This window comes from Promicromonospora sp. MS192, from assembly GCF_049532985.1.
Classification (GTDB): domain Bacteria; phylum Actinomycetota; class Actinomycetes; order Actinomycetales; family Cellulomonadaceae; genus Promicromonospora.
On record NZ_CP186693.1, the window covers coordinates 1,397,617 to 1,421,118 of the forward strand.

The 23,502-nt window shown below is 74.5% G+C and carries 21 protein-coding genes; 8 read left to right on the plus strand and 13 right to left on the minus strand.

The features are described from left to right. Window positions 1–107: 107 nt before the first annotated feature. From ACO229_RS06240 to ACO229_RS06260, 5 genes are all read right to left on the minus strand, one after another. Window positions 108–773 (minus strand): cation transporter, encoded by a 666-nt coding sequence (locus ACO229_RS06240; protein ID WP_423464151.1) that lies wholly within the window; start codon window positions 771–773, stop codon window positions 108–110. After that, window positions 770–1,129: a Cd(II)/Pb(II)-sensing metalloregulatory transcriptional regulator CmtR gene (gene cmtR / locus ACO229_RS06245; protein WP_397415807.1), complete on the minus strand. Its 360-nt coding sequence runs from the start codon at window positions 1,127–1,129 to the stop codon at window positions 770–772. The genes ACO229_RS06240 and cmtR overlap by 4 nt, the downstream gene beginning before the upstream one ends. A 26-nt stretch (window positions 1,130–1,155) precedes the next feature. After that, window positions 1,156–2,646, minus strand: a complete 1,491-nt coding sequence (locus tag ACO229_RS06250; RefSeq protein WP_423464152.1) for a flavin-containing monooxygenase — start codon at window positions 2,644–2,646, stop codon at window positions 1,156–1,158. Beyond that, window positions 2,643–5,066, minus strand: a complete 2,424-nt coding sequence (gene cofG, locus ACO229_RS06255) for a 7,8-didemethyl-8-hydroxy-5-deazariboflavin synthase CofG (protein WP_423464153.1) — start codon at window positions 5,064–5,066, stop codon at window positions 2,643–2,645. Before cofG ends, ACO229_RS06250 begins: the two co-directional genes overlap by 4 nt. A gap of 125 nt (window positions 5,067–5,191) precedes the next feature. After that, window positions 5,192–8,056, minus strand: coding sequence for a sugar-binding domain-containing protein (locus ACO229_RS06260; protein WP_423464154.1), 2,865 nt, complete (start codon window positions 8,054–8,056; stop codon window positions 5,192–5,194). A 221-nt stretch (window positions 8,057–8,277) separates the two neighbouring features. Between ACO229_RS06260 and ACO229_RS06265 the strand changes: the two genes are divergently transcribed. Both ACO229_RS06265 and ACO229_RS06270 read left to right on the plus strand, forming a co-directional pair. Then, the gene (locus tag ACO229_RS06265) at window positions 8,278–8,586 is read left to right on the plus strand and encodes a WS/DGAT domain-containing protein (protein ID WP_423464155.1); all 309 of its coding nucleotides are present in this window, start codon (window positions 8,278–8,280) and stop codon (window positions 8,584–8,586) included. A gap of 69 nt (window positions 8,587–8,655) precedes the next feature. Further along, window positions 8,656–9,219, plus strand: a complete 564-nt coding sequence (locus tag ACO229_RS06270) for a dihydrofolate reductase family protein (protein WP_423464156.1) — start codon at window positions 8,656–8,658, stop codon at window positions 9,217–9,219. 46 nt (window positions 9,220–9,265) lie between these two features. Here ACO229_RS06270 and ACO229_RS06275 read toward each other — a convergent pair whose 3' ends face one another. Beyond that, on the minus strand, window positions 9,266–9,817 hold the full coding sequence (locus ACO229_RS06275; RefSeq protein ID WP_397415794.1) for a TetR/AcrR family transcriptional regulator: 552 nt from the start codon (window positions 9,815–9,817) through the stop codon (window positions 9,266–9,268). Window positions 9,818–9,905: 88 nt separating this feature from the next. Between ACO229_RS06275 and ACO229_RS06280 the strand changes: the two genes are divergently transcribed. Beyond that, a complete protein-coding gene (locus tag ACO229_RS06280) occupies window positions 9,906–10,673 on the plus strand; it encodes an SDR family oxidoreductase (protein ID WP_423464157.1) in 768 nt (255 codons plus the stop codon). Between the two features lie 92 nt (window positions 10,674–10,765). Then, window positions 10,766–11,512 (plus strand): SDR family NAD(P)-dependent oxidoreductase, encoded by a 747-nt coding sequence (locus ACO229_RS06285; RefSeq protein ID WP_423464158.1) that lies wholly within the window; start codon window positions 10,766–10,768, stop codon window positions 11,510–11,512. Window positions 11,513–11,516: 4 nt separating this feature from the next. Here the strand turns inward: ACO229_RS06285 and ACO229_RS06290 are convergent, their stop codons facing one another. Further along, window positions 11,517–12,446, minus strand: a complete 930-nt coding sequence (locus ACO229_RS06290) for an SDR family NAD(P)-dependent oxidoreductase (RefSeq protein WP_423464159.1) — start codon at window positions 12,444–12,446, stop codon at window positions 11,517–11,519. Window positions 12,447–12,514: 68 nt separating this feature from the next. On the opposite strand from ACO229_RS06290, the gene ACO229_RS06295 reads away from it, so the two are divergent. After that, window positions 12,515–13,003 carry a MarR family winged helix-turn-helix transcriptional regulator gene (locus ACO229_RS06295; RefSeq protein ID WP_423464160.1) on the plus strand — a complete coding sequence of 163 codons (489 nt, stop codon included), beginning with the start codon at window positions 12,515–12,517 and terminating at the stop codon, window positions 13,001–13,003. A 5-nt stretch (window positions 13,004–13,008) separates the two neighbouring features. On the opposite strand, the gene ACO229_RS06300 is transcribed toward ACO229_RS06295, so the two are convergent. Genes ACO229_RS06300 through ACO229_RS06310 form a run of 3 tightly spaced genes read right to left on the minus strand, consistent with a single transcriptional unit; the run spans window position 13,009 to window position 15,827 of the window. Further along, entirely contained in the window at window positions 13,009–13,461 is a 453-nt protein-coding gene (locus ACO229_RS06300; protein WP_397415788.1) for a hypothetical protein, read from the minus strand. A gap of 49 nt (window positions 13,462–13,510) precedes the next feature. Beyond that, a complete protein-coding gene (locus ACO229_RS06305; protein WP_423464161.1) occupies window positions 13,511–15,064 on the minus strand; it encodes a sensor histidine kinase in 1,554 nt (517 codons plus the stop codon). After that, window positions 15,057–15,827, minus strand: a complete 771-nt coding sequence (locus ACO229_RS06310) for a response regulator transcription factor (protein WP_423464163.1) — start codon at window positions 15,825–15,827, stop codon at window positions 15,057–15,059. Before ACO229_RS06310 ends, ACO229_RS06305 begins: the two co-directional genes overlap by 8 nt. 157 nt (window positions 15,828–15,984) lie before the next feature. Between ACO229_RS06310 and ACO229_RS06315 the strand changes: the two genes are divergently transcribed. The 3 genes from ACO229_RS06315 (at window position 15,985) to ACO229_RS06325 (ending at window position 20,596) form a co-directional block, all read left to right on the plus strand. After that, the gene (locus tag ACO229_RS06315) at window positions 15,985–17,385 is read left to right on the plus strand and encodes a glycosyltransferase (RefSeq protein WP_423464164.1); all 1,401 of its coding nucleotides are present in this window, start codon (window positions 15,985–15,987) and stop codon (window positions 17,383–17,385) included. Next, window positions 17,382–19,541, plus strand: a complete 2,160-nt coding sequence (locus ACO229_RS06320) for a glycosyltransferase family 39 protein (protein WP_423464165.1) — start codon at window positions 17,382–17,384, stop codon at window positions 19,539–19,541. Before ACO229_RS06315 ends, ACO229_RS06320 begins: the two co-directional genes overlap by 4 nt. Before the next feature lie 116 nt (window positions 19,542–19,657). Next, entirely contained in the window at window positions 19,658–20,596 is a 939-nt protein-coding gene (locus ACO229_RS06325; RefSeq protein WP_423464166.1) for an aldo/keto reductase, read from the plus strand. Between the two features lie 121 nt (window positions 20,597–20,717). Here the strand turns inward: ACO229_RS06325 and ACO229_RS06330 are convergent, their stop codons facing one another. From ACO229_RS06330 to ACO229_RS06340, 3 genes are read right to left on the minus strand one after another with little or no spacing between them, the layout of a single operon-like run. Beyond that, window positions 20,718–21,926, minus strand: coding sequence for an MFS transporter (locus ACO229_RS06330; protein ID WP_423464167.1), 1,209 nt, complete (start codon window positions 21,924–21,926; stop codon window positions 20,718–20,720). Further along, complete coding sequence (locus tag ACO229_RS06335; RefSeq protein ID WP_423464168.1) at window positions 21,923–22,606, minus strand: GntR family transcriptional regulator; 684 nt, start codon at window positions 22,604–22,606, stop codon at window positions 21,923–21,925. The genes ACO229_RS06330 and ACO229_RS06335 overlap by 4 nt, the downstream gene beginning before the upstream one ends. Window positions 22,607–22,666: 60 nt before the next feature. Beyond that, the gene (locus ACO229_RS06340) at window positions 22,667–23,404 is read right to left on the minus strand and encodes a zinc-binding dehydrogenase (protein ID WP_423464169.1); all 738 of its coding nucleotides are present in this window, start codon (window positions 23,402–23,404) and stop codon (window positions 22,667–22,669) included. Window positions 23,405–23,502: the final 98 nt, after the last annotated feature.

The window sequence follows — 23,502 nt, forward strand, 5'->3', positions numbered from 1 at the left end:
CCGCCAGTCCCAGCACCTCACCCGATCGCGTCATACCATCATCCTATGGCACACCTGTTCGATGCGCTCGCCGAGTCTGCGGGCTCTGCCGACAGCAGAACCCGACGTCAGTCGTCGTGGTGGTCGTGGGCCTCGATCTCCCCGGTCAGGGCAGCCACGGGCACCGCACAGGCCTCACCGCGCCACGCCTCCACCCCCTCGCGGACCGCGAAGCCGGCGATCACCAGCGCGGCCACGGCGTCGGCCCATGTCCAGCCCAGCAGGCCGTTGAGCAGCAGCCCCGCGAGCAGTGCGGCGGACAGGTAGGTGCAGATCAGGGTCTGCTTGGAGTCGGCCACCGCGCTGGCCGAGCCGAGCTCGCGGCCGGTGCGCCGCTCGAACCAGCTCAGGAACGGCATCACCAGCAGGCTGGCGGCGGCGAGCGCGATGCCCACGGGGCTGTGCTCCGGCTCGCGCAGCCCGGTCAGCGACAGGGCGGCGTCCACGGTCACCCACGCGGCCAGGCCGAAGAAGGACACGGCGATGACCCGCAGCGCCGTCCGCTCGCGTGCCTCCGGATCGGGTGCGGCGAACTGCCAGGCGACCGCGGCCGCCGACAGCACCTCGACCACCGAGTCCAGGCCGAACCCGACCAGAGCGGCCGACGACGCCACGCTGCCGGCCGCCAGGGCGACGACCGCCTCGACGGTGTTGTACGCGATGGTGGCGCCCACGACCCACCGGATCCGGCGGCGCAGCACCAGCACGCGGGCCGGGGCGAGCGTGGCGGTCACGCGCCCGCTCCCGGGCCGCAGCACAGCGGGACGTCGCAGTGCTCGTCCCGGCACGGGGCGCCGTCGTCCACCGCGAGCACCGTCTCGACCAGCACGCCGATGGCCCGGGTGAGGTGCGGGTCGGCGATCTCGTACCGGGTCTGCCGGCCCTCCGGGGTGGCGACCACGATGCCGCAGCCTCGCAGGCAGGCCAGGTGGTTCGACACGTTCGTGCGCGTCAGGTCCAGGTCGCGGGCCAGCTGCGCGGGGTAGCCGGGCTCCTCGATGAGGCTCAGGAGGATCCGGGACCGGGTGGGGTCGGCCATGGCCCGGCCGAGGCGGTTGAGCACGTCCAGCCGCGAGGAAATGGTCAGCATGCGCTGACCATACAGTGATCGCTGACCTATGGCGAGGCCGCCCGCGACGGCTCCGCGGCGAACGGCAGCGGGTCGAACACGCCGAACCGCGCACGGAACTCGCTCGCCCGCCCGGGCCACAGCAGCGTGAGCCGGCCCGACCGTTCGTCGACGTACCAGCTCCGGCAGCCGCCCCGCAGCCACACCGTCCCCGCGGCCAGCCGGTCCACCTCGCGGGTGTAGGCGGCCTCGGCCGCCGCCGAGACCTCCAGCGGGCCGCCGGTCGCGTCCAGGTGGTCGAGCGCGCCGAGCACGTAGCCGATCTGCGCCTCGATCACCTCCAGCGCCGAGTGGTGCCCCAGCCCCGCGTTGGGGCCGTCCAGCACGAACAGGTTCGGGAACCCGTGCACCACCGTGGAGGCGTGGCTCGTCATGCCGTCCGCCCAGTGCTCGGCCAGCGTGCGCCCGTCGCGACCCGTCACCAGGTCCGCGAACGGCGGGCGTGTGGTCTCGAACCCCGTGGCCAGCACCAGCACGTCCACCTCGTACCGCGCGCCCGACGCCGCGACGACCGTCGACCCCTCGACCGCCACCGGGGCGCTGGGCTCCAGCGTGACGTGCGGCCGCTGGAGGGCCGGGTACCAGTCGTCGCTGAACAGCGCGCGCTTGCAGCCCACGGCGTAGTCCGGGGTGAGCAGCGCCCGCAGGGCCGGGTCCGGCACCTGGGCGTGCAGGTGCGCCCGTGCCTGCTCGCGCAGCACCGCCTCGGCGGCGCTCCCCGCCACGCGCGCGTCGAACAGGTGCTCCGCCTCCTCCGCGAGCGCCGCCCGGTCGGGCGGAGCCTCGCCGGGCGCGTACGCGCGGTCGCCGCGCGGCAGCACCCACGGCGGCGTGCGCTGCAGCACGACGACGGACGCCGCCCGCTCGGCCACCTCGGGCACGAGCTGCACGGCGCTGGCGCCGGTGCCGACCACGCCGACCCGCAGCCCGTCCAGCGACCGGGCGTCCCAGCGCGCGGAGTGGAACATGCGGCCGGGGAACGTGCCGAGCCCCGGGATGTCGGGCACGCGGGGCTCGCTGAGCCGCCCGACGGCGGTGACCAGCACCCGAGCCGTCAGCGGCCCGCGGGACGTGGACAGGTGCCAGGTGGCGGCGTCGTCGTCCCAGCGGGCGGCCGTGAGGCCGGTGCCCAGGCGCAGGTGCGGGCCCAGGCCCTCGGAGCGGGCCACGTCGCGGACGTACCGGTGGATCTCGGCGCCCGGGGCGAACACCCGTGACCAGGCGGGCTGGGGCAGGAACGAGTAGGAGTACAGCGCGCTCGGGATGTCGCACGCGACACCCGGGTAGACGTTGTCGCGCCAGGTGCCGCCCACGTCGTCGGCCCGTTCCAGGACGGTGAAGCCGGGGCGTCCGGCGCGCCGGAGGCGGGCGCCGAGCCCGACGCCGGCCAGGCCCGCGCCCACGATCGCCACGTCGACGTCGGGGCCCGCGCCGTCGGGGTGGGCCGGGCCGCTGTGCTCCGGGTGCGCCGTCGTCACCTCACCTGCTCGTACGTGGTGGTGCGCTGGCGGACGGGTCGGCCGAGCTCGGCGGCCAGCCGGGTCACGTCGGCGACCGTGAGCTCGCGGCCCTGTTCGGGGCCGGCGTCGGGGTCGAGCACGCCGTCGAGCAGCACGCCGCCCAGGTCGTCGGCACCGCCCGCGAGCACGCGCTGTGCCCCGCGCATGCCGAGCTTGGTCCAGGCCGCCTGCACGTGGTCGATGCGCCCCGCGAGCAGGAGGCGCGCCACGGCGTGCAGGGCGCGGCTCTCGCGCGGGGTCGCGGCGCGGGCGCCGGGCACCGGCACGGGGGACTCCGTGGGGAGCCACGGCATGGGGATCAGCTCGGTGAAGCCGCCGGTCGCGTCCTGGACGCGCGCCAGGGTGCGCAGGTGCCGCACCTGGTCGCGGGCCGACTCGACGTGGCCGTACACGATCGTCGCCGTCGAGCGCAGGCCCGCGGTGTGCGCCGCGGCGACGAGCTCGACCCAGCGGTCCGCCGGGATGTCGGTGCCGCCGGTGAGCAGGTCGCGGACCCGGTCGTCGAGGATGCGCGCGCCGGTGCCCGGCACGGTGTCGACGCCGGCCGCCCGCAGCTCGGCCAGCCAGTCCGCGAGCGGCAGGCCCGCGCGGGCGGCGCCGTCGGCGAGCTCGGCGGGGCGGAAGGCGTGCAGGTGCAGGCCGGGGCCGCCGCGCTTCACGGCGCGGGCCAGGTCGAGGTAGGCGTCGGCGCCCTGGTCGGCGGGTGGCACGCCCTGCGCGCACACCTCCGTGGCGCCCAGCGCGACGGCCTCGGCCGCGAGCTCGGCGACCCGCTCGGGCGGCAGGCCCAGCGACGCGTCGATGTTGCGGTTCACGGCGTAGGTCACGGCGTCGCCCACCTGCTCGCGGCGCACCTGGTCGGCGAGCGCGGTGAGGTCCTCGAGGTCGGCGCCGTCGGCCCCGAGCAGCTCGACCCAGGCGGCGTCGTCCGCCCCACGGGGGTCACTCCGGACATCGCTCAACAACGCCCCCAACCGCCCGCCTCCGTCGAGTGCTGGGTATCCGCCCTTCCGGGGCGCTGAGGAGGGCGAATGTCCAGCACTCGACGAAGCGGCTGGCGTGGGCGGGACGGGGGAGGAGGGAAACTCGCCCAGGAGTGCGTCGTGGCGGGCCAGGCCGTAGTCGTCCGCCTGGGCCAGGACGCGGTCGCGGAGGCGGTCGTCGATCCAGTCGGCGCCGGCGCGGGCCTCGCGCAGGTAGTGCGGGTGGGCGGTCAGGCGCTCGCGCAGCGCGTAGCCGCTCTCGGCGGTGAGCCGGGCCAGGTCCTCGATGTGCGGCCAGGGCCGCTCGGGGTTCACGTGGTCCGGGGTGAGCGGGCTGACGCCGCCCCAGTCGTCGATGCCGGCGCGCACCAGGAGCTGGAGCTCGGCGGCGTCGGTCAGGTTCGGCGGGGCCTGCACGCGCATCCCCGGGCCGAGCAGCACCCGCGTGACGGCGACGGCGGCCGCGTACTCCTGCGTCCCCAGGTCGGCGGCGCCCATCATGGCGGTGGCCGACTTGGCGCGGAAGTTCTGCACGATCACCTCCTGCACGTGACCGTGCCGGGCGTGCGCGTCGCGCAGGGCCAGGATCGAGTCCACGCGCTCGGCGGAGTTCTCGCCGATGCCCAGCAGCACGCCGGTGGTGAACGGGATGCGGGATCGGCCCGCGTCCTCGATCACGCGCAGCCGCAGGGCCGGGTCCTTGTCGGGGGACCCGAAGTGGGCCTCGCCCTTCTCGGTCCACAGCCGCGACGAGGTGGTCTCCAGCATCATGCCCATGGACGGGCCGACCGGCTTGAGCCGCTGCAGCTCCGCCCACGACATGACGCCAGGGTTGAGGTGAGGGAGCAGGCCCGTCTCGTCCAGGATCAGGCGCGCCATGTGGCCCACGTAGTCGAGCGTCGAGGCGTAGCCGTGGTCGTCGAGCCACTGCCGGGCCACCGGCCAGCGGTTCTCCGGCCGGTCGCCGAGGGTGAGCAGGGCCTCCTTGCAGCCCAGCGCGGCGCCCTGCCGGGCGACCTCCAGCACCTCGTCGGCCGACATGTACGGCGAGATGCCGGCCTTGGCGAGCTTGCCCGGCGTCTGCACGAAGATGCAGTAGTGGCAGCGGTCCTGGCACAGGTGCGTCAGCGGCACGAACACCTTGCGGGAGTACGTGATGACGCCGGGCCGGCCCGCGTCCCGCAGACCCTCGTCCCGGAGCGCCCCGGCCACGGCGAGGAGCCGGTCCAGGTCGGTGTCGCGCGCGTGCAGCAGCAGCTCGGCGTCGGCGCGACCGGGCGGCGCGCCCCCGCCGTCCTCCAGCCGGCCGAGCGCCCCCGCCAGGACGCCGGGTTCCGGGGGAGGCGGCTGGTCGGCGTCGCGGGAGGGAACACGCAGGGACAGCGGAACGGTCATCAGCCCACCTCGGGTACGGGAACCGGATCGTGAGGGTCCGGAGGGGACGAGGCGACACTACGTCATCGGGCGGGGCGTCCACGGGGGCGCCCGGGAACCGGCGCCCCCGCCCGACGACGGCGACCTCACCGCAGCAGGCTCTCCAGCCCGGCCGGCGTGACGGTGTGCGCGGGCGCGAAGTCCGGGCCCGCCAGGTACTCCAGCAGGCCCCGCCGGAACTGGCGTGCCGCGAGACGGTCCCCGCCCGGGTCGAGGTTCAGCGAGCTGACCATGATCCTGCCGCGGCCGAGCCGGGCCTCGACCAGCGCGCCGAGCCGGCGTGCCTCGAACCAGGTGTCGATCGGCTGCACCACGGGGCGCAGCGCCGGCGGCAGGCCGTCGAGCAGCATCGCACGGGCGCCGTGCAGCAGCTCCCACCACTGCCAGTCCGTCCAGCCGTCCGTGGGGAAGTGCCGGAACACCGGGTGCTCCGGGTCGTGCAGGATCCCGAGGGTGTGCGGCGCCTGGCCCCCGGTCCATGCGGTGTTCCAGAAGGCCGGGGTGAAGCCGAGGGCCACGTCGTTGCCGATGTCCTGCGGCGCCACCTCCAGCAGCACGGTCGCGCCGTCCGTGGCACGCCGGACGGCCTCGTCGAGGCGTCCGGTGACCACCACCCCGTCCGGCACGGCGACGTGCTCGTCCGGCGGGTACACCCACAGGCCCCAGTCGTTCTCGAACCGGTCGCCGGACGCGTCCTCCACGGTGACCACGAGGGTCAGCCGCGCGGCCCCGGAGGCGGGCGGGGGCACCTGCACCGGCGCGAACCGGGTGTCGTTGCCGACCGGGATCGTCGTCCCCTCGGCGATCGTCCCGGCCGCGAGCTGCGCCCCGCCGTCGTCGAGGACGCTCCAGCGCACGTCGGCCTCCAGGGGTCCGGCGCCGAAGTGCGCGACCTGCACCTCGAACCGGATCTGCTCGTCGGTGGACCACACCCGCCGCGGCAGGCGCGCCAGGGGCACGGTGGGACCGCAGAAACGGGCGAACTCCTCGGCGGTCGCGTACCCCTTCGACTCCCAGAACGGGTTGAGCACACCGACCAGCGCCGTGCCCTGGCCGGGGAAGTCGCTGAGCCCGAGCAGGTGGAACCCGCCGAACCCCGCCGTGCGCAGGGCTGCCTCGACGTCCTCCTTGTAGCAGAGGGTCTGCAGCTTGCCCGAGGCGTGCAGGAACGCCTCCGCCTGGTCGCCCATCCCTGCCTCGTCCAGGAAGTCGGCGAAGATGCCGAAGTTGCGGGCCTCCATCAGACCCGTGTACCGCACCCGCTCGCCGAGGTCGGGGTAGGCGCACCACTGGCCGATCTCGTGGCTGACGATCGGGCGGGGCCGCGACCGTACCCACTCGGCGTAGTCGGACTCCGTCTCGGGCGGGCGTCCGTTCAGGCGGGAGGCCAGGCCCTCGCCCCAGCGGTGCGCGCGCGGGTCAGGGATGTTGTCGTAGTCGTTCTCGGCCAGGGCGGGCCAGCCCGCCCCGCTCGTGTACAGGCGTCGGGGGTCGTAGGTGCGCCAGGTGGTGACCCAGGAGGCCAGGAGCTCCGCGTCCCGGCCGCTGGGCTCGTTCCCGTGCGCCATCATGACGAACGACGGGTGGTTGCCGTAGGCGTCGAGGATGCGCCGGGTCTCGTCGAACAGGAAGGCGTCGACCGGCCCGCCCTCCCCGAGCGAGGCCCCCTGGTTGGCCCAGACCGGGCCCTCGACCTGGAGGTAGAAGCCGGCCTCGTCCGCCGCCGTGAACGCCGCCTCCGGCGGGCACCAGGAGTGGAACCGGAGCAGGTTCAGGCCGTGCGCCCGGCAGACGGCGATGACCCGGCGCCAGGACGCGACGTCGGTCGGCGGGTACCCCGTCAGGGGGAAGACGCACGACTCGAGGGTGCCGCGCACGAAGGTCCGGCGGCCGTTGACGGTCACCTGCGTGCCGTCCACGCCGACCTCCCGCAGCCCGAACACGGTGCGCGCCACGTCCCGGTGCTGCTGCCCGTGCACGTCGGCGACCAGCTCGACGGTGAGCTCGTACAGCGCCGGTTCGAACTCGTCCCACATGACCGCGCCGGCCCCCAGCTCCAGGAGCACGTCCACGTGGGTGCCGCCGGCGGTCAGCCCGCGCTCGCCCAGGTCCCGGCTGTGCTCCGCCTCGAAGGCGGCGGTCGCCGGACCGGCCTCGTGCGTGCCGGCCACGTTGAACCGCCGCGCCGAGACCCGCACGGTCCCCGTGCCCGCACCGGCCGTGCCGGCCGCGATGTCGACCTTCACGAGCACGGACCGGGCGGCGACGTCGGGCACCACGCGGACCCGCCGGACCGTGACCGCCGGCACCGCGGTGAGCGACAGCTCGCCGATGATCCCGTTCCAGTTGCCCTGGGTGTGGTCCGAGACGCTGTGGGCGTTCGGCCCGACGTCGACGACGGTCCGGTTGTCGACGCGGACGGTCAGCCGGTGCCGGCCCGGTGCGAGCCGGCCCAGGTCGAAGCGGTGCGGGGTGGTGAGGCTGCGCGCCGAGCCGACCTCGTGGTCGTCCAGCCACACGGTCGACTCCCAGTGCACCCGCTCCAGGTGCAGCACGACGTCACGGGCCGCCCAGTGCTCCGGGACCAGCACCTCCCGCTGGAACCACGCCGCGCCGCGGTAGTACACCCGCGGCTGCAGCCAGAACGGCACCGAGACGGCGCCCGGCTCGCGGTAGGGGGCGTAGCGGTCGTCGGTGAAGTAGGAGCGGTCCACGATGCTGCCGGTCCACGGGGTGTCCACGCCGACCGGGTCGCCGATGCCCTGGTGCTGGAGGGAGCCGGGCAGCTCGGCTGTCGCGGGGGTGCCGGGCAGACCGTGCCGGAACCACTGGTCGAGGTGCCCGACGCCCTCGGGGTCCAGGGCGTAGGCCCAGCGGCCGGCCAGGTCGAGGGACCACCGTTCGTCGGGGCGGTCGTCGGGGCGTGGCGTGGCGGACTCAACGGTGAGCATGGCTCGACACTAGGTCGGCCCCGGGCTCCGCTGAAGGGACGAACCCACGCACTTGCCTGGACGGATCCACGGTCCGGGGCGGGGTGATGTCGGCCGGACGGGCTTGCCCGCGGTCCCGGCCCGGAGTACCTGTGGGGCATGGCAGAACGGCTCACGACGGCCGACGCCGCGAACATCCTGCTGGACACGCCGGCAGGGGCTCGAGGCGTTGTGCGCGCGGCGTGCACGAGCTCACCCGGACCCGGCTCGGTACGCGGCTGTTCGTGCGGCTCGCGCGCCACCAGCGGCTGATCGCCCTGTTCGTGACGAACGTGCGCGGCCCGCGGCGCCCGCTCGCCCTGGCCGGTGCTCCGCTGGAGCACGTCTGGCCCGTGGCCTCGCTCGGGGGGAACGTGCGCCTCGGCATCGCGGCCGTCTCGTACGACGGCGTGCTGCGCTGCGCGGTGCACTGCGACGCGGACGCGCTGCCCGTCGCGCCGGTGGCACGGGCACTGGGGGAGGAGCTGACGCGGATCGCGGCGCTGACCTGAGCGCCGATGAGTCCGCCGCCCCGGCGCGGTCGACCACTGCGGGATCCCACACAGGAACGAGGCAGGCACATGCGCACGCTGATCTACGGCATGAACATCTCGCTGGACGGCTACGTCGCCGCACCCGGGGACGACATCGGCTGGAGCGTCCCGAGCGACGAGCTGTTCGGCTGGTGGCTCGAGCAGGAGGAGGCGAGCAGCCTGACGCTCTACGGGCGCAGGCTGTGGGAGACGATGAGCTCCTACTGGCCGACCGGCGACCAGCACCCGGGGGCGACCCCGGCCGAGACCAGGTTCGCGCAGAACTGGCGGGACACGCCGAAGGTGGTGTTCTCCTCGACGCTCACCGAGGTCGGCTGGAACGCCCGCCTGGTGCCCGGTGACGCGGTCGCCGAGATCGCCCGGCTCAAGGCGGAGGACGGCGGGCCGATGACCATCGGCGGCGCGACGCTCGCCGGCGCGGCCGTACGGGCCGGGCTGATCGACGAGTACGTCCTGGCCGTCCACCCGGTCCTGCTGGGCGGCGGCCAGCGGTTCTTCACCCCGCTGGACGGCCGGACCGACCTGAGGCTGACGGAGACGCGGACGTTCCCGGGCGGCGTGCTGGCGACCCGCTACGAGGTGCCTCGCTGACGGCAGCGCGCGCGGTCACCGCTGCCGCGAGCCACGTCCGGTGGCGTCAGCGCCGCCGCAGCCCGTCGAGCACGATGTGCAGGGGCCGGTGCGCACGCCGGTCCCACTCGTCCTGGTCCAGCCGGGAGAGGTAGCCGATCAGCACGATCACGTCGCCGGCGTCCACGTCCTCGCGGATCTGGCCGGCAGCCTTGCCCGCGTCCAGCAGCAGGGTGATCGCGTCGCCGATGGGCCCGAGGCTGTGGTGCGTCAGGTCGCGCCAGACCGAGGCCTCCACAGCGGCCAGGACGCCGCGCTTGACGCGCGCGTACTCGGCGACGCGGTCGAACCAGCGCGCGAGGGCGTCGACGGGTTCGGCCTCCTCCAGGAGCTGCGGGGCGAGGCCGACCAGGTCGTCGACCTCCTGCCGGTAGACCTCGACCAGCAGCGCCTCGCGCGTGGGGAAGTGCCGGTAGAGGGTGCCCTGCCCGACGCCGGCCTCCTTGGCGATCGCGTTGAGCCGCAGGTCCGTGGTGCCGGAGGCGGCGACCTCGCGCCGTGCGACCTCGATGATGCGGGCGCGGTTCTCCACCGCGTCCTTGCGGACGGTCCTGGTCATGGGCTCCCCGGCTGCTCGACAAACGGACACGTGTCCGTTACGGTCGTGGAAACGGACACGTGTCCACGATAGCGTCGAGGAGCGGGACATGAAGCAGAGCACGGCCCCGGGCGGGGCGAGAATCGCGGGCAAGGTCGTCGCGATCACGGGCGCCAGCAGCGGTATCGGTGAGGCCACCGCACTCCTGCTGGCCGAGCGCGGCGCGAGCGTGGTGCTCGGAGCCCGGCGCACCGACCGGCTGGACGACGTCGTGGGCCGGATCCGCGCCGACGGCGGCCGGGCCGTCTCGCGTGCGGTCGACGTGACCCGGCGTGCGGACCTGGAGGGGCTGGTCGGGCAGGCCGTCGAGGAGTTCGGGCGGCTCGACGTGCTGGTCGGCAACGCCGGCATCAGCAGGCTCAGCCCGGTGGCCGACCTCGACGTCGACGGATGGCAGGCCATGATCGACGTCAACCTGAACGGCGTGCTGAACGGGATCGCGGCCGCCCTGCCGGTCTTCCGGCGACAGGGTGCGGGACACCTGGTGACCACGGTCTCGACGTCGGGCCTGAAGATCGTGCCGACCCAGGCGCTCTACGCCGCCACCAAGAACGCGGTGCGCACCCTGCTCGAAGGGCTGCGCCAGGAGTCCACCGACGGGGTGCTGCGGACCACTGCCGTCTCGCCGGGCTATGTGCGCACGGAGCTCGTCGACTCCATGGACATGCTCCCGGAGGTGCGCGACGAGGTGCGTCGCACCATGGCCGAGCTCGGTATCGACCCTGCGGCGGTCGCGCGGGCGATCGCGTTCGCCGTCGAGCAGCCGCACGACGTCGAGATCGGCGAGATCGTGGTGCGGCCTACGCGCCAGGGCTGACCGCGTCGACCGCCGAGCGCATTCTTGACCGATTGGTCCACCATCTTTATGGTGGACCAATCGGTCAAGAACTAGCGGGAGGCAGGAAGCGCATGGGAAAGCTCGACGGCAAGGTGGCGATCGTGACGGGTGGGTCGCGGGGGATCGGGGCCGCGTCGGCGCTGGCGCTCGCGGACGAGGGGGCCGACGTCGCGATCAGCTACTCCTCCTCGGCGGAGCGGGCTGAGGCCGTCGTCGCCGACCTGACCGCGAAGGGCGTGCGTGCGGCCGCGTTCCGGGCCGACCAGGCGGACGCGGCACAGGCGGCCGGTCTGGTCCGCCGCGTGGCCGAGCGGTTCGGCAGGCTGGACGTCCTGGTCAACAACGCGGCCGCGAGCGGTGGCGGACTGGTCGGCAGCGAGCCCGTCGACCAGGCCGCCATCGACCGGCAGCTCGTCGTCAACTACACCAGCGTCGTGGCGGCTGTCGAGGCCGCGCTCCCGCTGTTGCCCGACGGCGGGCGCATCGTCAGCATCAGCACGGGTGCGGCAGCTCGTGCCGGCTTCCCCGGCATGGCGTACTACGCGGGCACGAAGTCGGCCCTGGAGGGCTTCAGCCGCGGTGCGGCACGCGATCTGGCGCACCGCGGCATCACCGTGAACGTGATCCAGCCCGGTTTCATCGACACCGAGGGCAACCCGGCCGACGGCCCCGGCGCGGCGATCTTCCTGCCGACGACCGCCCTGGGACGGTACGGCAGGCCGGAGGAGATCGCCGCGGGGGTCGTCTTCCTCGCCAGTCCGCAGGCGTCCTACGTCACCGGCGCGGTGCTGCGGATCGACGGTGGGTACGGCGCGTGAGGCATCAGGCGCTGGGCCGTCGCCCCGGCGGCGTCCGCGCCGGAGGCGCCTGGTTCGCCGGTGTTGCGGTCGAGGGTCGGAGGTGCGGTCGCAGGAGCTCCTCCGTCTGGTCCCAGAGGCGTGCGCGCGCGTCCTGGTCGTCCGCGGGTGCGGCGGGGATCAGTGCGCGATCGTGCCGGACCGTGTAGTAGCCGCCGGAGACCCCGGCGAAGGCGGGATCGGTGGCGAGGCGGACGATGAGTCCCGCTCCGCGTCTCGGATCACCGATGCGCAGCGCCCGGAGCGTCCTCTCGAGTGCGGCGGCGCCTCGCAGCTCGCGCCCCAGGCCTGTGACGTTGAAGCCTGGGTCCAGGCAGTTCGCGCTCGTGGGTGTGTCGCGCAGCCGCCGGGCGAGCTCCAGGCTGAACATGATGTCCAGGAGCTTGCTCCTGCCGTAGACCGGCGACGACTCCCGCGCGGTGAACGGTGTGGTGTCGGTGAGGTCGTGGGGCAGGGTCAGCGTTCCGTGTCGTCGTGACGCCTCGGAGGCGACGCTGATGACCCTCGAACCGGGTGTGCGGGTCAGCGAGGGCAGGAGGGTGTGGGTCAGGAGCCAGGGCGCGAGGTAGTTCACCGCCATCATCTCGGGAAGCCCGTCGTCCGTGACGCGCTGGCGGAAGGCGTGCAGGCCGGCATTGTTGACCAGCGCGTCGATCGACGGGTGCGCGGCGGTGATGGCCGCACCCGCGCGAGCGACGTCTCCCATGGCGGAGAGATCGACGGGAATCACCTCGACGCGTGCCGTCGGCGTGGTCGCACGGATCTCGGCGACGGTGTCCCGGGCGCGCGAGGGGTTCCGGGCGGTCAGGACGAGTCGGGCGCCCCGTCGGGCGAGCTCGACGGCGGCGATGCGGCCGAGGCCCCTGGTCGCTCCGGTGATGACGACGGTGGGCATGCGGTGACCTCGCGACTCGGTGCGGGATATAGTGGAGATATTTCCATCATAAGAAGAGAGGTGGGAATATGTCCACTACCTTGGATCGGGCGTCCGGTCCTCGCGAGCGCCGCGAGCGCGCGCTGGGCGATCAGCTCAATGCGCTGCTGAGCGCGTCCCGGGTGCTCACCGAGCGCAGCGCGGCCGCCTTCCACCCCGACCTGCAGCCGGCCGCCTTTCACCTGGCCCGCTGGATCTACGCCTACGGGAGCGCCAAGCCGAGCGTCGTGGCGGAGGCGGTCGGCATGGACCGGAGCACCGCCAGCAGCCTCTTGAAGACGATGCGTGAGCGGGGGCTGGTGGACAGCACGCCGGACCAGGCTGACCGGCGAGCCGTCGTCGTGGATCTCACGCCGGCGGGGCGCGAACGGGTGCGGCGAGCTCTCGACCTCCGGGGGAGCAGCCTTCGCGATCGCATCGCTCAGTGGAGCGACGAGGAGCTGGACGCCTTCACCGCCATGCTGCGGGCGTTCAACTCCGCGGGCGAGAGCACACGCCGGCCCTGGCCCGCGGAGTGATCACGTCAGCAGATGACGGCCGAGGTGTGCACCCATCCGGTGGTGCGCACCTTGGTCCGCTCGTCCATCCACTCGACCTTGGCGCTCGCGCCCACGCTCGTGCCGCACGGCACCGGGAGCGCCCGGGTCGCGATCCACTCGTAGGTCTCGTCCCAGCCGCTGTCCCCGTCGGTCGAGACGGTCGTGCCGGCCGGCGGGTTCCCGTCGCGCACGTAGGAGTAGCTGACCTGCAGCATCCGGACGCTGTAGTCGCCGGGGCGGTCCGCGTCGTCCCTGCCCGACCCGCGGGCGTACACCGTGCCGTCGGAGTTCCTGCGCAGTGACACGCACCGGTCGACGAGGTCGCCCACGCAGTTCTTCGACTCGTAGGTCCACGCCGACGCCGGAGCGGCCGTGACCAGCCCCACCGTCGCCGTCAGCACGAGCCCCAGCGCCATCCCCATGATCCGTCGCATCATCGCCAGCCCCCTGTCCGTGCCGGGACCTGTTCCCGGCGCCGCCTCGACGCTAACCGACCGGGGCCCCGCCGCCCTGCAGGAACCTGCAACGACCGGGATGGTGCGGCAGGCGCACGGTGAACGTGGTCCCGGCCGGTCCGGGTTCGCCCGTCGTCGCGGAGCGCACGTCGATGCGCCCGCCGTGGGCGGTGACGATGGACTCGGCGATGGCGAGCCCGAGGCCGGTCGACCCGCCCGCGCGGTTGCGTGCGGTGTCGCCGCGCGTGAAGCGGCGGAAGAGCGTGCCGCGCAGCTCCGCCGGGATGCCGGGGCCGTCGTCGGTGACGGTGAGCCGGACGGCGTCGCCGGTGCGCCCGAGCCGCACGTCCACGTGGGTGCCGGCCGGGGTGTGCGTGCGCGCGTTGGCGAGCAGGTTCGCGAGGACCTGCTGGAGCCGGGCCTCGTCGCCGGTCACGAGCAGGTCGCCCGCCGCGTCGGCCGGGCCGTCCGGCAGGTGCAGCGTCCAGGTGTGGTCCGGGCCCGCCACGTGCGCGTCCATGACGGCGCCGACGGCAAGGGCCGCGAGGTCCACCGCCGCACGGTCGAGCCGGCGTCCGGCGTCGAGCCGCGCCAGCAGCAGCAGGTCCTCGACGAGGGCCGTCATGCGCACCGCCTCGGACTCGATGCGGTCCAGCGAGCGGGCCGCGGTGGGCGGGAGCTCCTCGGCGGACCGGTGCACGAGCTCGGCATAGCCGCGGATCGAGGTCAGGGGCGTGCGCAGCTCGTGGCTCGCGTCCGCGACGAAACCGCGCACCTGCGTCTCGGAGTCGTGCCGGGCCTGGAGCGAGGTCTCCACGTTCTGGAGCATGCGGTTCAGGGCGGCGCCGACCTGCCCGACCTCGGTCCGCTCGTCGGTGAGGTTCTCGGGTACACGGGGGATGGTGCCGATCGCGCCCCGGGACAGCTCGAGCTCGGAGACCTGGCGCGCGGCGTCCGCGACGCCGTCGAGGGGGCGCAGGGAGCGGCGCACGAGCCACGCGCCGACGACGACGGCGGCCAGCACCGCCGTGACACCCAGGGCGGTCTCGACCAGGACGTAGCTCCGCACGGTCGCGTCCACGGTGCTCGTGCTCGCGGCGACGACGACCGGCTGCCCGTCGTCGGTGGTGCGGTGCACCGCACGGAACGAACCGAGGCCACCGAGCTGCACGTCGTGCGCGCGCCCGTCGGCGGGTACGGCGAGGAGCTCGGCCACCTGTCCGTCGTCGAGGTCCTCCCGGTCCAGGGAGGCGGTGACGTGGTCGGCGAGCACGGGCTCGCCGTCGAGGTAGCGCACGACCACGCTCCCGGGGCTCAGGCCCGGCGGGAACGCGGGCGGCGTGCCGTCGTCCGGGCGTGGGGGCACGGGTGTCTCGTCGCCGGACGGCGGCCGCGCGGGCCCACGGGAGAGCGCCTGGCTCGCCTGGTCCAGGTCGCCGTCGAGCCGGTCCACGAGCTGCGAGCGCAGTCCCGCCGTCGAGGCCACCGCGAGGGCGACGGTCACGGCCAGCACGACGGTCGCGAGCACGAGCACCAGCCGTCGTCGCAGGGTGACGGCTCGTCGTGGCCGCGGGGCGTCAGCCACGAGCCGCCTGCGCGCCGTTGGCCGGCCGGAGCGTGTACCCGACCCCGCGCAGCGTGTGGATCATGGGCTCGCGCCCCCGGTCGATCTTGCGGCGCAGGTAGGACACGTACAGCTCGACGATGTTCGCCTGCCCGCCGAAGTCGTAGTGCCACACGTGGTCGAGGATCTGCGCCTTGGACAGGACCCGGCGCGGGTTGCGCATCAGGTAGCGCAGCAGCTCGAACTCGGTGGCCGTGAGCTGGATCTCCGCGCCTGCGCGTCGCACCTCGTACGCGTCCTCGTCGAGCTCCAGGTCGCCGACGACGATGACGGCGCTCTGGGCGTCGGTGGTCGCACCGCGCCGGCGCAGCAGGCCGCGCAGCCGGGCGACCACCTCCTCGAGGCTGAAGGGTTTGGTGACGTAGTCGTCGCCGCCCACGGTGAGCCCGGCGACGCGGTCCTCGACCGCGTCCCGCGCCGTGAGGAACAGCACCGGCATCCGGTCGTCCAGGGCACGCAGCCGCCGCAGCACGGTGAACCCGTCCGTGTCCGGGAGCATGATGTCCAGCACGACGGCGTCCGGGCCGGTCGCGCGTGCCGTGCGAACCGCCGAGATGCCGTCGTGGGCCGCCGAGACGTCCATGCCCTCCAGGCGCAGCGCGGACGTGAGCAGCTCGGTGAGGTTGGGCTCGTCGTCCACCACGAGCACCCGGACGGGTGAGCCGTCGGGCCGGCTGAGGCGGGGCTGGTGGGGGTGGCCGGCGGCCGGGCTGGTCGTGGTCATCGACCCACGATGTCCCCGCAACCGGTGACCATCCTGTGCCGCGCCTGTGCGTTGCCTATGACTCCGGGCATGACTCCGGGCGCGACTCCGGCACGCACATGAGATGCATAGGCCGGCCACAGTTTCACCCGGGGGTCGGCCGCGAACGATCGTCGGCATGAACTCATCGCTCTCCTCCGACGCCGGCCCCCGGCCGGCTCCCGACGTCACCGACCTGCCGCCCGGCGCACCCGTGCTCGACCTCGTGATCCCCATCTACAACGAGGAACGCGGGCTCGAGCGTGCGGTGCGTGCCGCCCACGCCTACCTGACCACCCGCTTCCCCTACCCGGCGCGGATCACCGTGGTCGACAACGCCTCGACCGACGGCACCCTCGCCGTCGCGCAGCGCGTCCTGGCGGAGCTCGACGGCGTCCACCTGCTCCACCTGGACGCCAAGGGCCGCGGCCGTGCGCTGCACACCGCCTGGCTCGCCTCCGACGCGCAGGTGCTCGCCTACATGGACGTCGACCTGTCGACCGACCTGTCGGCCCTGCTGCCCCTGGTCGCCCCCCTGGTCTCCGGCCACTCGCACCTCGCGATCGGCACCCGGCTGGCTCGCGGTTCGCGCACCGTGCGCGGGCCGCGGCGCGAGATCATCTCCCGCGGGTACAACATGCTGCTGCGCGGCACGCTGGCCGCCCGGTTCACCGACGCGCAGTGCGGTTTCAAGGCCATCCGGGCCGATGCCGCCCGTGCGCTGCTGCCGCTGGTCGCCGACACGCAGTGGTTCTTCGACACCGAGCTGCTGGTGCTGGCCGAGCGGGCGGGCCTGCGCATCCACGAGGTGCCCGTCGACTGGGTGGACGACCCGGACAGCCGGGTCGACATCGTCGCCACCGCGCTGGCCGACCTCCGGGGCATCGCGCGCCTGGCCCGCGACCTGGTCTCGGGGCGGTTGCCGCTCGCCGAGGTGCGCGCCCACCTGCCCGGCGCCGTCTGGGCACCGGGCACCGGGCCGGACGCCGCGGCCGCGCTCGAACCCCGGCGCGCCCTGCTGCTGCACCAGCTCGTCCGGTTCGGCCTCGTCGGGGTCGCCAGCACCGTCGCCTACGTGCTGCTCTACCTGCTGCTCGCGGGCGTCACCGGGCCCCAGGCGGCCAACTTCACCGCCCTGGTGCTGACGGCCGTCGCCAACACGGCGGCCAACCGCCGCGTCACGTTCGGGGTGCGCGGTCCGGACCGGCTCGGCACCCACCACGGGCAAGGGCTGGTCGTCTTCGGCCTGGCCTGGACGCTGACCGCCGGGTCCCTGTGGCTGCTCCACACCGTCTCGCCCGACACCGGCCGTGCCGTCGAGCTGGCCGTGCTCGTCGCGGCGAACCTCGTCGCGACCCTCCTGCGGTTCGTGCTGCTGCGCGTGTGGGTCTTCCGCCCACGCGCCGCGGCTGTCCCGGCCGGCACCGGGCCGGCTCCGTCCGCCCTACCGGCCGACCGCGCGTCCGCACCGGCACCGACCACCGCGGGACCCGCCCGGACCGGCGCGCCCGCCCCCGCCTCCGAAGGGAACCCCTCATGACCACCCCAGCACACGTCGCCCCGGCGCTCGCCGGCCCCGGCGTCCCCGTCGTCGTCCTTCCGCCCGCGGAGGCCGTCCCCCAGAGCCCGGACCGCGCGTCGCGGGCGCGCTGGGAGCGCCCCGCGCTGCTCGGTCTGCTGCTCGTCACGGCGCTGCTCTACCTGTGGGGGCTGTCGGCCTCCGGCTGGGCCAACTCGTTCTACTCCGCGGCCGTGCAGGCCGGTTCCGAGTCGTGGACGGCCTTCCTCTACGGGGCGTCCGACGCCGCCGGGGCCATCACCGTGGACAAGCCACCCGCCTCGCTGTGGGTCATGGCGTTGTCGGTGCGGCTGTTCGGGCTCTCGTCGTGGTCGATCCTGGTGCCGCAGGCGCTGATGGGCGTGGCCACCGTCGGCGTCCTGTACGCGACGGTGCGCCGCGCGTTCTCCGCCCGGGCCGCCCTGCTCGCGGGCGCCGTCCTCGCCCTGACCCCGGTCGCGGCCCTGATGTTCCGCTTCAACAACCCCGACGCGCTCCTGCTGCTCCTGCTCACCGGCGCCGTGGCGGCCGTGCTGCGCGCGGTCGAGGGACCCCGCACCACGCGGTGGATGGTGCTCGCCGGCGCCCTGGTGGGGCTCGCGTTCCTCACCAAGCAGCTCCAGGCCTTCCTCGTGCTGCCCAGCCTCGCGCTGATGTTCCTCGGGGCGGCGCCGGTGAGCCTCGGCCGGCGGATCCGGGACAGCCTGCTCGGCATCGCGGCCATGGTGGTGGCCGGCGGCTGGTGGGTGGCACTCGTCGAGCTCGTGCCTGCCTCGATGCGGCCGTACGTCGGCGGCTCGCAGACCAACTCGTTCCTGGAGCTCACGTTCGGCTACAACGGCCTGGGGCGCATCACCGGGGACGAGGAGGGCTCCGTCGGCGGGGGCGGCGGCATGGGCGGCGGGTTCGGCGGCTCCACCGGTCTCACCCGCCTGTTCGACGCCGAGAACGGCGGCCAGATCACGTGGCTCGTGCCCGCCGCCCTGATCCTCGCGGCGGGTGCGCTGTGGGCGCGCCGCCGGGCGCCCCGCACCGACGTCCGGCGGGCCGCCGTGCTGGGCTGGCTGTCGTTGCTGCTGGTCACCGCCCTGACGTTCTCGTTCATGGCCGGCATCTTCCACGCCTACTACACCGTGGCGCTGGCCGCTCCGGTCGCGGCCCTGGTCGGGATGGGCGGCTGGACCCTGTGGGGCGAGCGGCACGCCCCGTGGGCGCTCTGGCTCCTGGCGGCGGCGAGCGGCACGACGACGGCGTGGGCGGTGGTGCTCCTCGGACGCAGCGCCGACTGGCTGCCGTGGCTGCGCTGGACCGTCCTGGCCGTGGGCGCCCTCGGCACGCTGGCGCTGGTCGCGGCGGCCGTGCACCCGGGGCGAGCCGCGGTGGCGCGGGCCGGGGCGGCGCTCGCGCTGGTGGCCGGCCTCGCCGGACCGGCGGCGTACACGCTGCAGACGGTCGCCACGCCGCACGCCGGGTCGATCGTGACCGCGGGGCCGTCCGTGTCGGGCGGGTTCGGGGGCATGGGCGGCGGGATGCCTGGGGGAGGGATGCCTGGGGGAGGGATGCCTGGGGGCGGGATGGCTGGTGCCGGCGGTCAGGCCGGCGGGGGCCAGATGGGTCAGCCACCGACCGGTGGGCAGACGGGTCAGTCACCGACCGGTGGGCAGACGGGTCAGTCGCCGACCGGGGCCGACGGCACGGGCGGCATGGCCGGTGGCATGGGTGGTGGCATGGGTGGCCTGCTGAACGGTGCCGAGGTGTCCGAGGAGGTCGCCGCCCTCCTGCTCCAGGACGCCGACCGGTACACCTGGGCCGCGGCGGCCGTGGGCTCGCAGAACGCGGCGTCGTACCAGCTCGAGACCGAGCAGCCGGTGATGGCGGTCGGTGGCTTCAACGGGTCCGACCCGTCGCCCACCCTGGAGCAGTTCCAGGAGTACGTCGCCGCCGGGGAGATCCACTGGTTCGTGGGCGGGGGCGGGTTCGGCGGGCAGAACGGCGGTTCGTCGTCGTCGAGCGAGATCGCCGCGTGGGTGGAGGAGAACTTCACGGCGACGACCGTCGACGGCGTCACCCTGTACGACCTGACCGGTGCGGCGGCCGCGCCGTCGACGGGGACGGGGACGGGGACGGCGGACGTCTGACCTTCGGTCGGGTTCGACCCCGCGGCGGCGTCGTCGGGGTACGGTCGGTGGTCGCGTCGCGAGGCGCGACCACCGACCGGGCGCTCGCGGCGCCCACGATCGTCGAGGAGAGGCCGATGACCCAGGAGACCCGCACTGCCACGATCGGCGCCGGCCCGGTCACGCTCGGTACGTCGGGACTCGGTGCGCGCACCGCGCCGGGGTCCGCGGACGAGGAGGTGGCGGTCGAGGTCGCGCTCGACCTGTTCGCCGGCGACCACGCCTTCCTGGACACGTCCAACAACTACGCCGGGGGCCGGTCGGAGGCCGTGCTCGGGCTGGCCCTGGCGCGCCTCGGACCGGAGGCGGCCGCCCGTGTCGTGTCGAAGGTCGACCACGAGCCCGGGACGCGGGTGTTCGACCGTGACCGCGTGCTGCGCTCGTTCGACGAGACCACGGCGCGGCTGGGTGTCGACCACCTGCCGCTGCTGCACCTGCACGACCCGTACTCGGTGACGTTCGAGGAGGCGGTCGGCCCTGGTGGCGCGGTGGAGGGGCTCGTCGAGCTGCGCGAGGCGGGGCGGGTGGGGGCGATCGGCGTCGCCGCGGCTCCGGTACCGCTGATGGCCAGGTACGTGCGGACCGGCCTGTTCGACGCCGTGCTGATCCACAACCGGTTCACGCTCGTCGACCAGTCGGCAGCCCCCGTCTTCGCGGAGGCCAAGGAGCGAGGGATGACCGTGTTCAACGCGGCGCCGTTCGGCTCGGGCCTGCTCGCCAAGGGCCCGCACGACGGCGCCGTGTACGACTACCGCCCCGCGGGTGCCGACCTGCTGGCCTGGACGCGACGGCTGCAGGAGACGTGCGCGGCCCACGGGGTGTCCCTGCCGGCCGTCGCGCTGCACTACTCGCTGCGCTCGCCGCTGGTCGACTCGACGGTGGTCGGCGTCGCGTCGCCGGGGCGCCGGGCGCAGCTCGACCGGCTCGTCGCGACCCAGGTCCCGGACGGGCTGTGGGACGCGGTCGACGTGCTCGGGCCGGCGCCGTCGCCGGTGGACGACAGCGCCTACGCCTGACGCCAGGCGTCCACGGCCTCCGGACCGGTGACGTCAGCCGCCCGCGGGTACGCGCGCACCGATGGTCCGGGCGGCACGGCAGACCTCGCCCGGCAGCGGCGACGACTGACGTCGCGGGGCGTCACTCCCAGCGCCGGTGCCGCGCCAGCGCGGTCCAGACGACGGCCAGGCTGCCCGCGCACACGGCCGCGACCACCGCGAGCGCCGGCGCGTAGGAGATCCCGGGTGCGAGGGCGGCCAGCACCGTGGGCAGCAGGAACCCGGTGTAGGCCAGGGCGTAGTAGACGCCCGTCATGCCGGCCAGGTCCCGCGGGGTGGCCAGCGACTGGGCGATGAGCAGCCCGGACACGACGCACACCCCGTACGAGCCGCCGAGGAGCACCGCCACCGCGAACGCGAGGACGGGCGCGCCGGCCGCCGCTGCGACGGCGGCCAGCACCATGCCGGCGGTCATGCCCGCCAGGCCGACGACGAGCGCGTGCCCGTGGGTCACCCGGTTGAGGAACCCGACGGTGGTCTGGGTGACCGCCCCGGTGCCCAGGGTGACCACGGTGAGGCCCGTGGCGTAGAGGGTCGCCCAGGGCCCCAGGCGGTGCTCGACGACCGCGGGCATGATCGCGTACGCGACGCCCGCTGCGGCGAACACCCACGGCGCGGCCGGCAGGACCAGCACCCGGAACGCGCGCTGCGCGGCGGGCGGTACCTGCAGGTCGCGCCACCAGGGTCGGGCCGCCCGCTGCCCGGCCGGCAGGCTCTCGGGTGCCCGGAGCAGCGGCCCGAGCGCGGCGAGGCAGAGCGCCACGTGCACCACGTAGGGCGACTGTGCCGGCCAGGGTGCCCACTGGGCGATCGCTCCCGTGACGCCGGCGCCGAGCGCGAACCCCAGCGTGAGGGTGAGCGAGGAGCGCCAGGCGCCCGCCGGGGAACCGGCGTACGGGTCCCACGGCGGCGCGGAGAGCTCCTTGATCCAGCTCGACCCCACGGACATGCCGATGCCGACGCCGATGCCCGCGAGCAGCCGGCCCGCGCAGAGGAGCACGAACGAGTCGAGGCTCGCCGCGAGCAGCATGCTCGCGACGATGGCGCTGACGAGCCCGGCGACGGCGACCGGCTTGCGGCCGTGCCGGTCGGACACCGCCGCGGCGACCAGCAGGCCCGGGATCAGGCCGAACACGTACATGCCGAGGAGCAGGTTCGCCTGCCACGGCGCATAACCGCCCAGCGTCTCGTACAGGTGCAGCAGCGGCGTGAAGTGGTTGCCGCCCCACGCCACGACGAACACGGCGGGTGCCGTCAGCAGCCAGGGCCGCCCCGCGGGTCGCGGGCTCACCGGGCCACCTCGTACCCGCTGTGGCCACGGGCGAGGTGCTGCTCGATCAGCCGGGCGAACCCCGCGGGGTCCCGGGCCTCGATCGCCCCCAGGAGTGCGGTGTGCTCGTCAGCGAACTCGTCGAGGCGGCCGGCGGCCGAGGCGACCGCGAGGTGCGTCAGGCGGATCAGCCGGGGGCCGAGCAGCCGAGAGATCTCGGCCACCACGCCGCTGTGCTCGTGATGGATGATCGCGGCGTGGAACGCGTAGTCCAGCACGGCGAACTCCGCGGGCCGGGCGACCGTGGCACGCTGCCGGTCCAGGATCGCCCGCAGGCGCGTGGCCAGCTCTTCCCGGGATCCGGCGTCGGCGGCGTCGAGCCGCCGCACGACGTCGGTCTCCAGCATCGAGCGGACCGCCAGCAGCTCGTCCCGTTCGGTGGCGGTGGGCACCGTGACCATCGCGCCCTTCTTCGGCGCGAGGGCCACCAGGCCCCAGACCTGGAGCGTGAGCAGCGCCTCGCGCACCGGCGTGCGGCTCACGCCGTGCCCGGCTGCGACGTCCACCTCGGTGAGCCAGGTGCCCGGAGCGGTCTCGCCGCTGACGATCCGGTGGGCGAGCTCGCCGGCCAGCCGCTCGGCGATCGACCGGGCCGGGGTGGTCCAGGGCAGGTTGAGGTGCGCGGCCGGATCGAGATGCATGCATCTATGTATGCATCATGCGCGGCATTGCGTGCGCCGACGCCTGGGATCCGATCCCGCTCAGATCAGCAGCAAGGACTTGCCCACCGTCGTGCGCTCCGCGAGCGCGACGTGCGCGGCGGACGCGTCGGCCAGCGCGTACGTCGCACCGACCGCCGGTCTGATCCGGCCCTGAGTCGCCAGGTCCAGCACCCGCACCCGCTCCACCCAGCCCGCCTGCGTGTAGTCGACGACCACCTCGGCTCCGAGCTCACGCGCCAGGTCGAGCTTGCGCTCACCGCGGGCGGCGCCGATGACGCGCAGCCCGGCGTCGTGCAACAGCTGGACCAGCAGGGACCCGGCGCCGCCGGCTGCTGCGGCCACCAGGACCCACGGGGCACGTCCGCCGGCCGCGGGTGCGTGCCGGACCAGCCGCAGCGCGGTGACCCCGTCCGTCATCAGGGCCGCCGCCTCGGCCAGGCCCACCCCCTGCGGCACGGGGACGACGTCGTCCAGGTCGCTCGCGAGCAGCTCCGCGTACCCCGGCCCGTGCGCGACGACGTCGCGACCCACCCAGGCGGGGTCGACGCCGTCCCCGACGGACGTCACGGTTCCCGCGCCGCCCGTGCCGGGCACGTAGGGCAGCTCCAGCGGAAAGATCTCGCCGCCCCACCCGCCGCGCAGGAGCGTGTCGAGGAAGATGACGTCGGCGGCGGCCAGCCGGACCACCACCTGGCCAGGTCCGGCCACGGGGTCGGCGACCTCCCGCAGCACCAGCACCTCGGGCCCACCGAACTCCTGTACCTGGATGGCTCGCACCGGCGCTCCTTCGTCATGGCCCGGCCCGTGCGGCCGGCGTCCAGGAGCGACGCTAGAACCTTCACCTTGGTTGAGGTCAAGGAGTCGCTGTCGCGCCG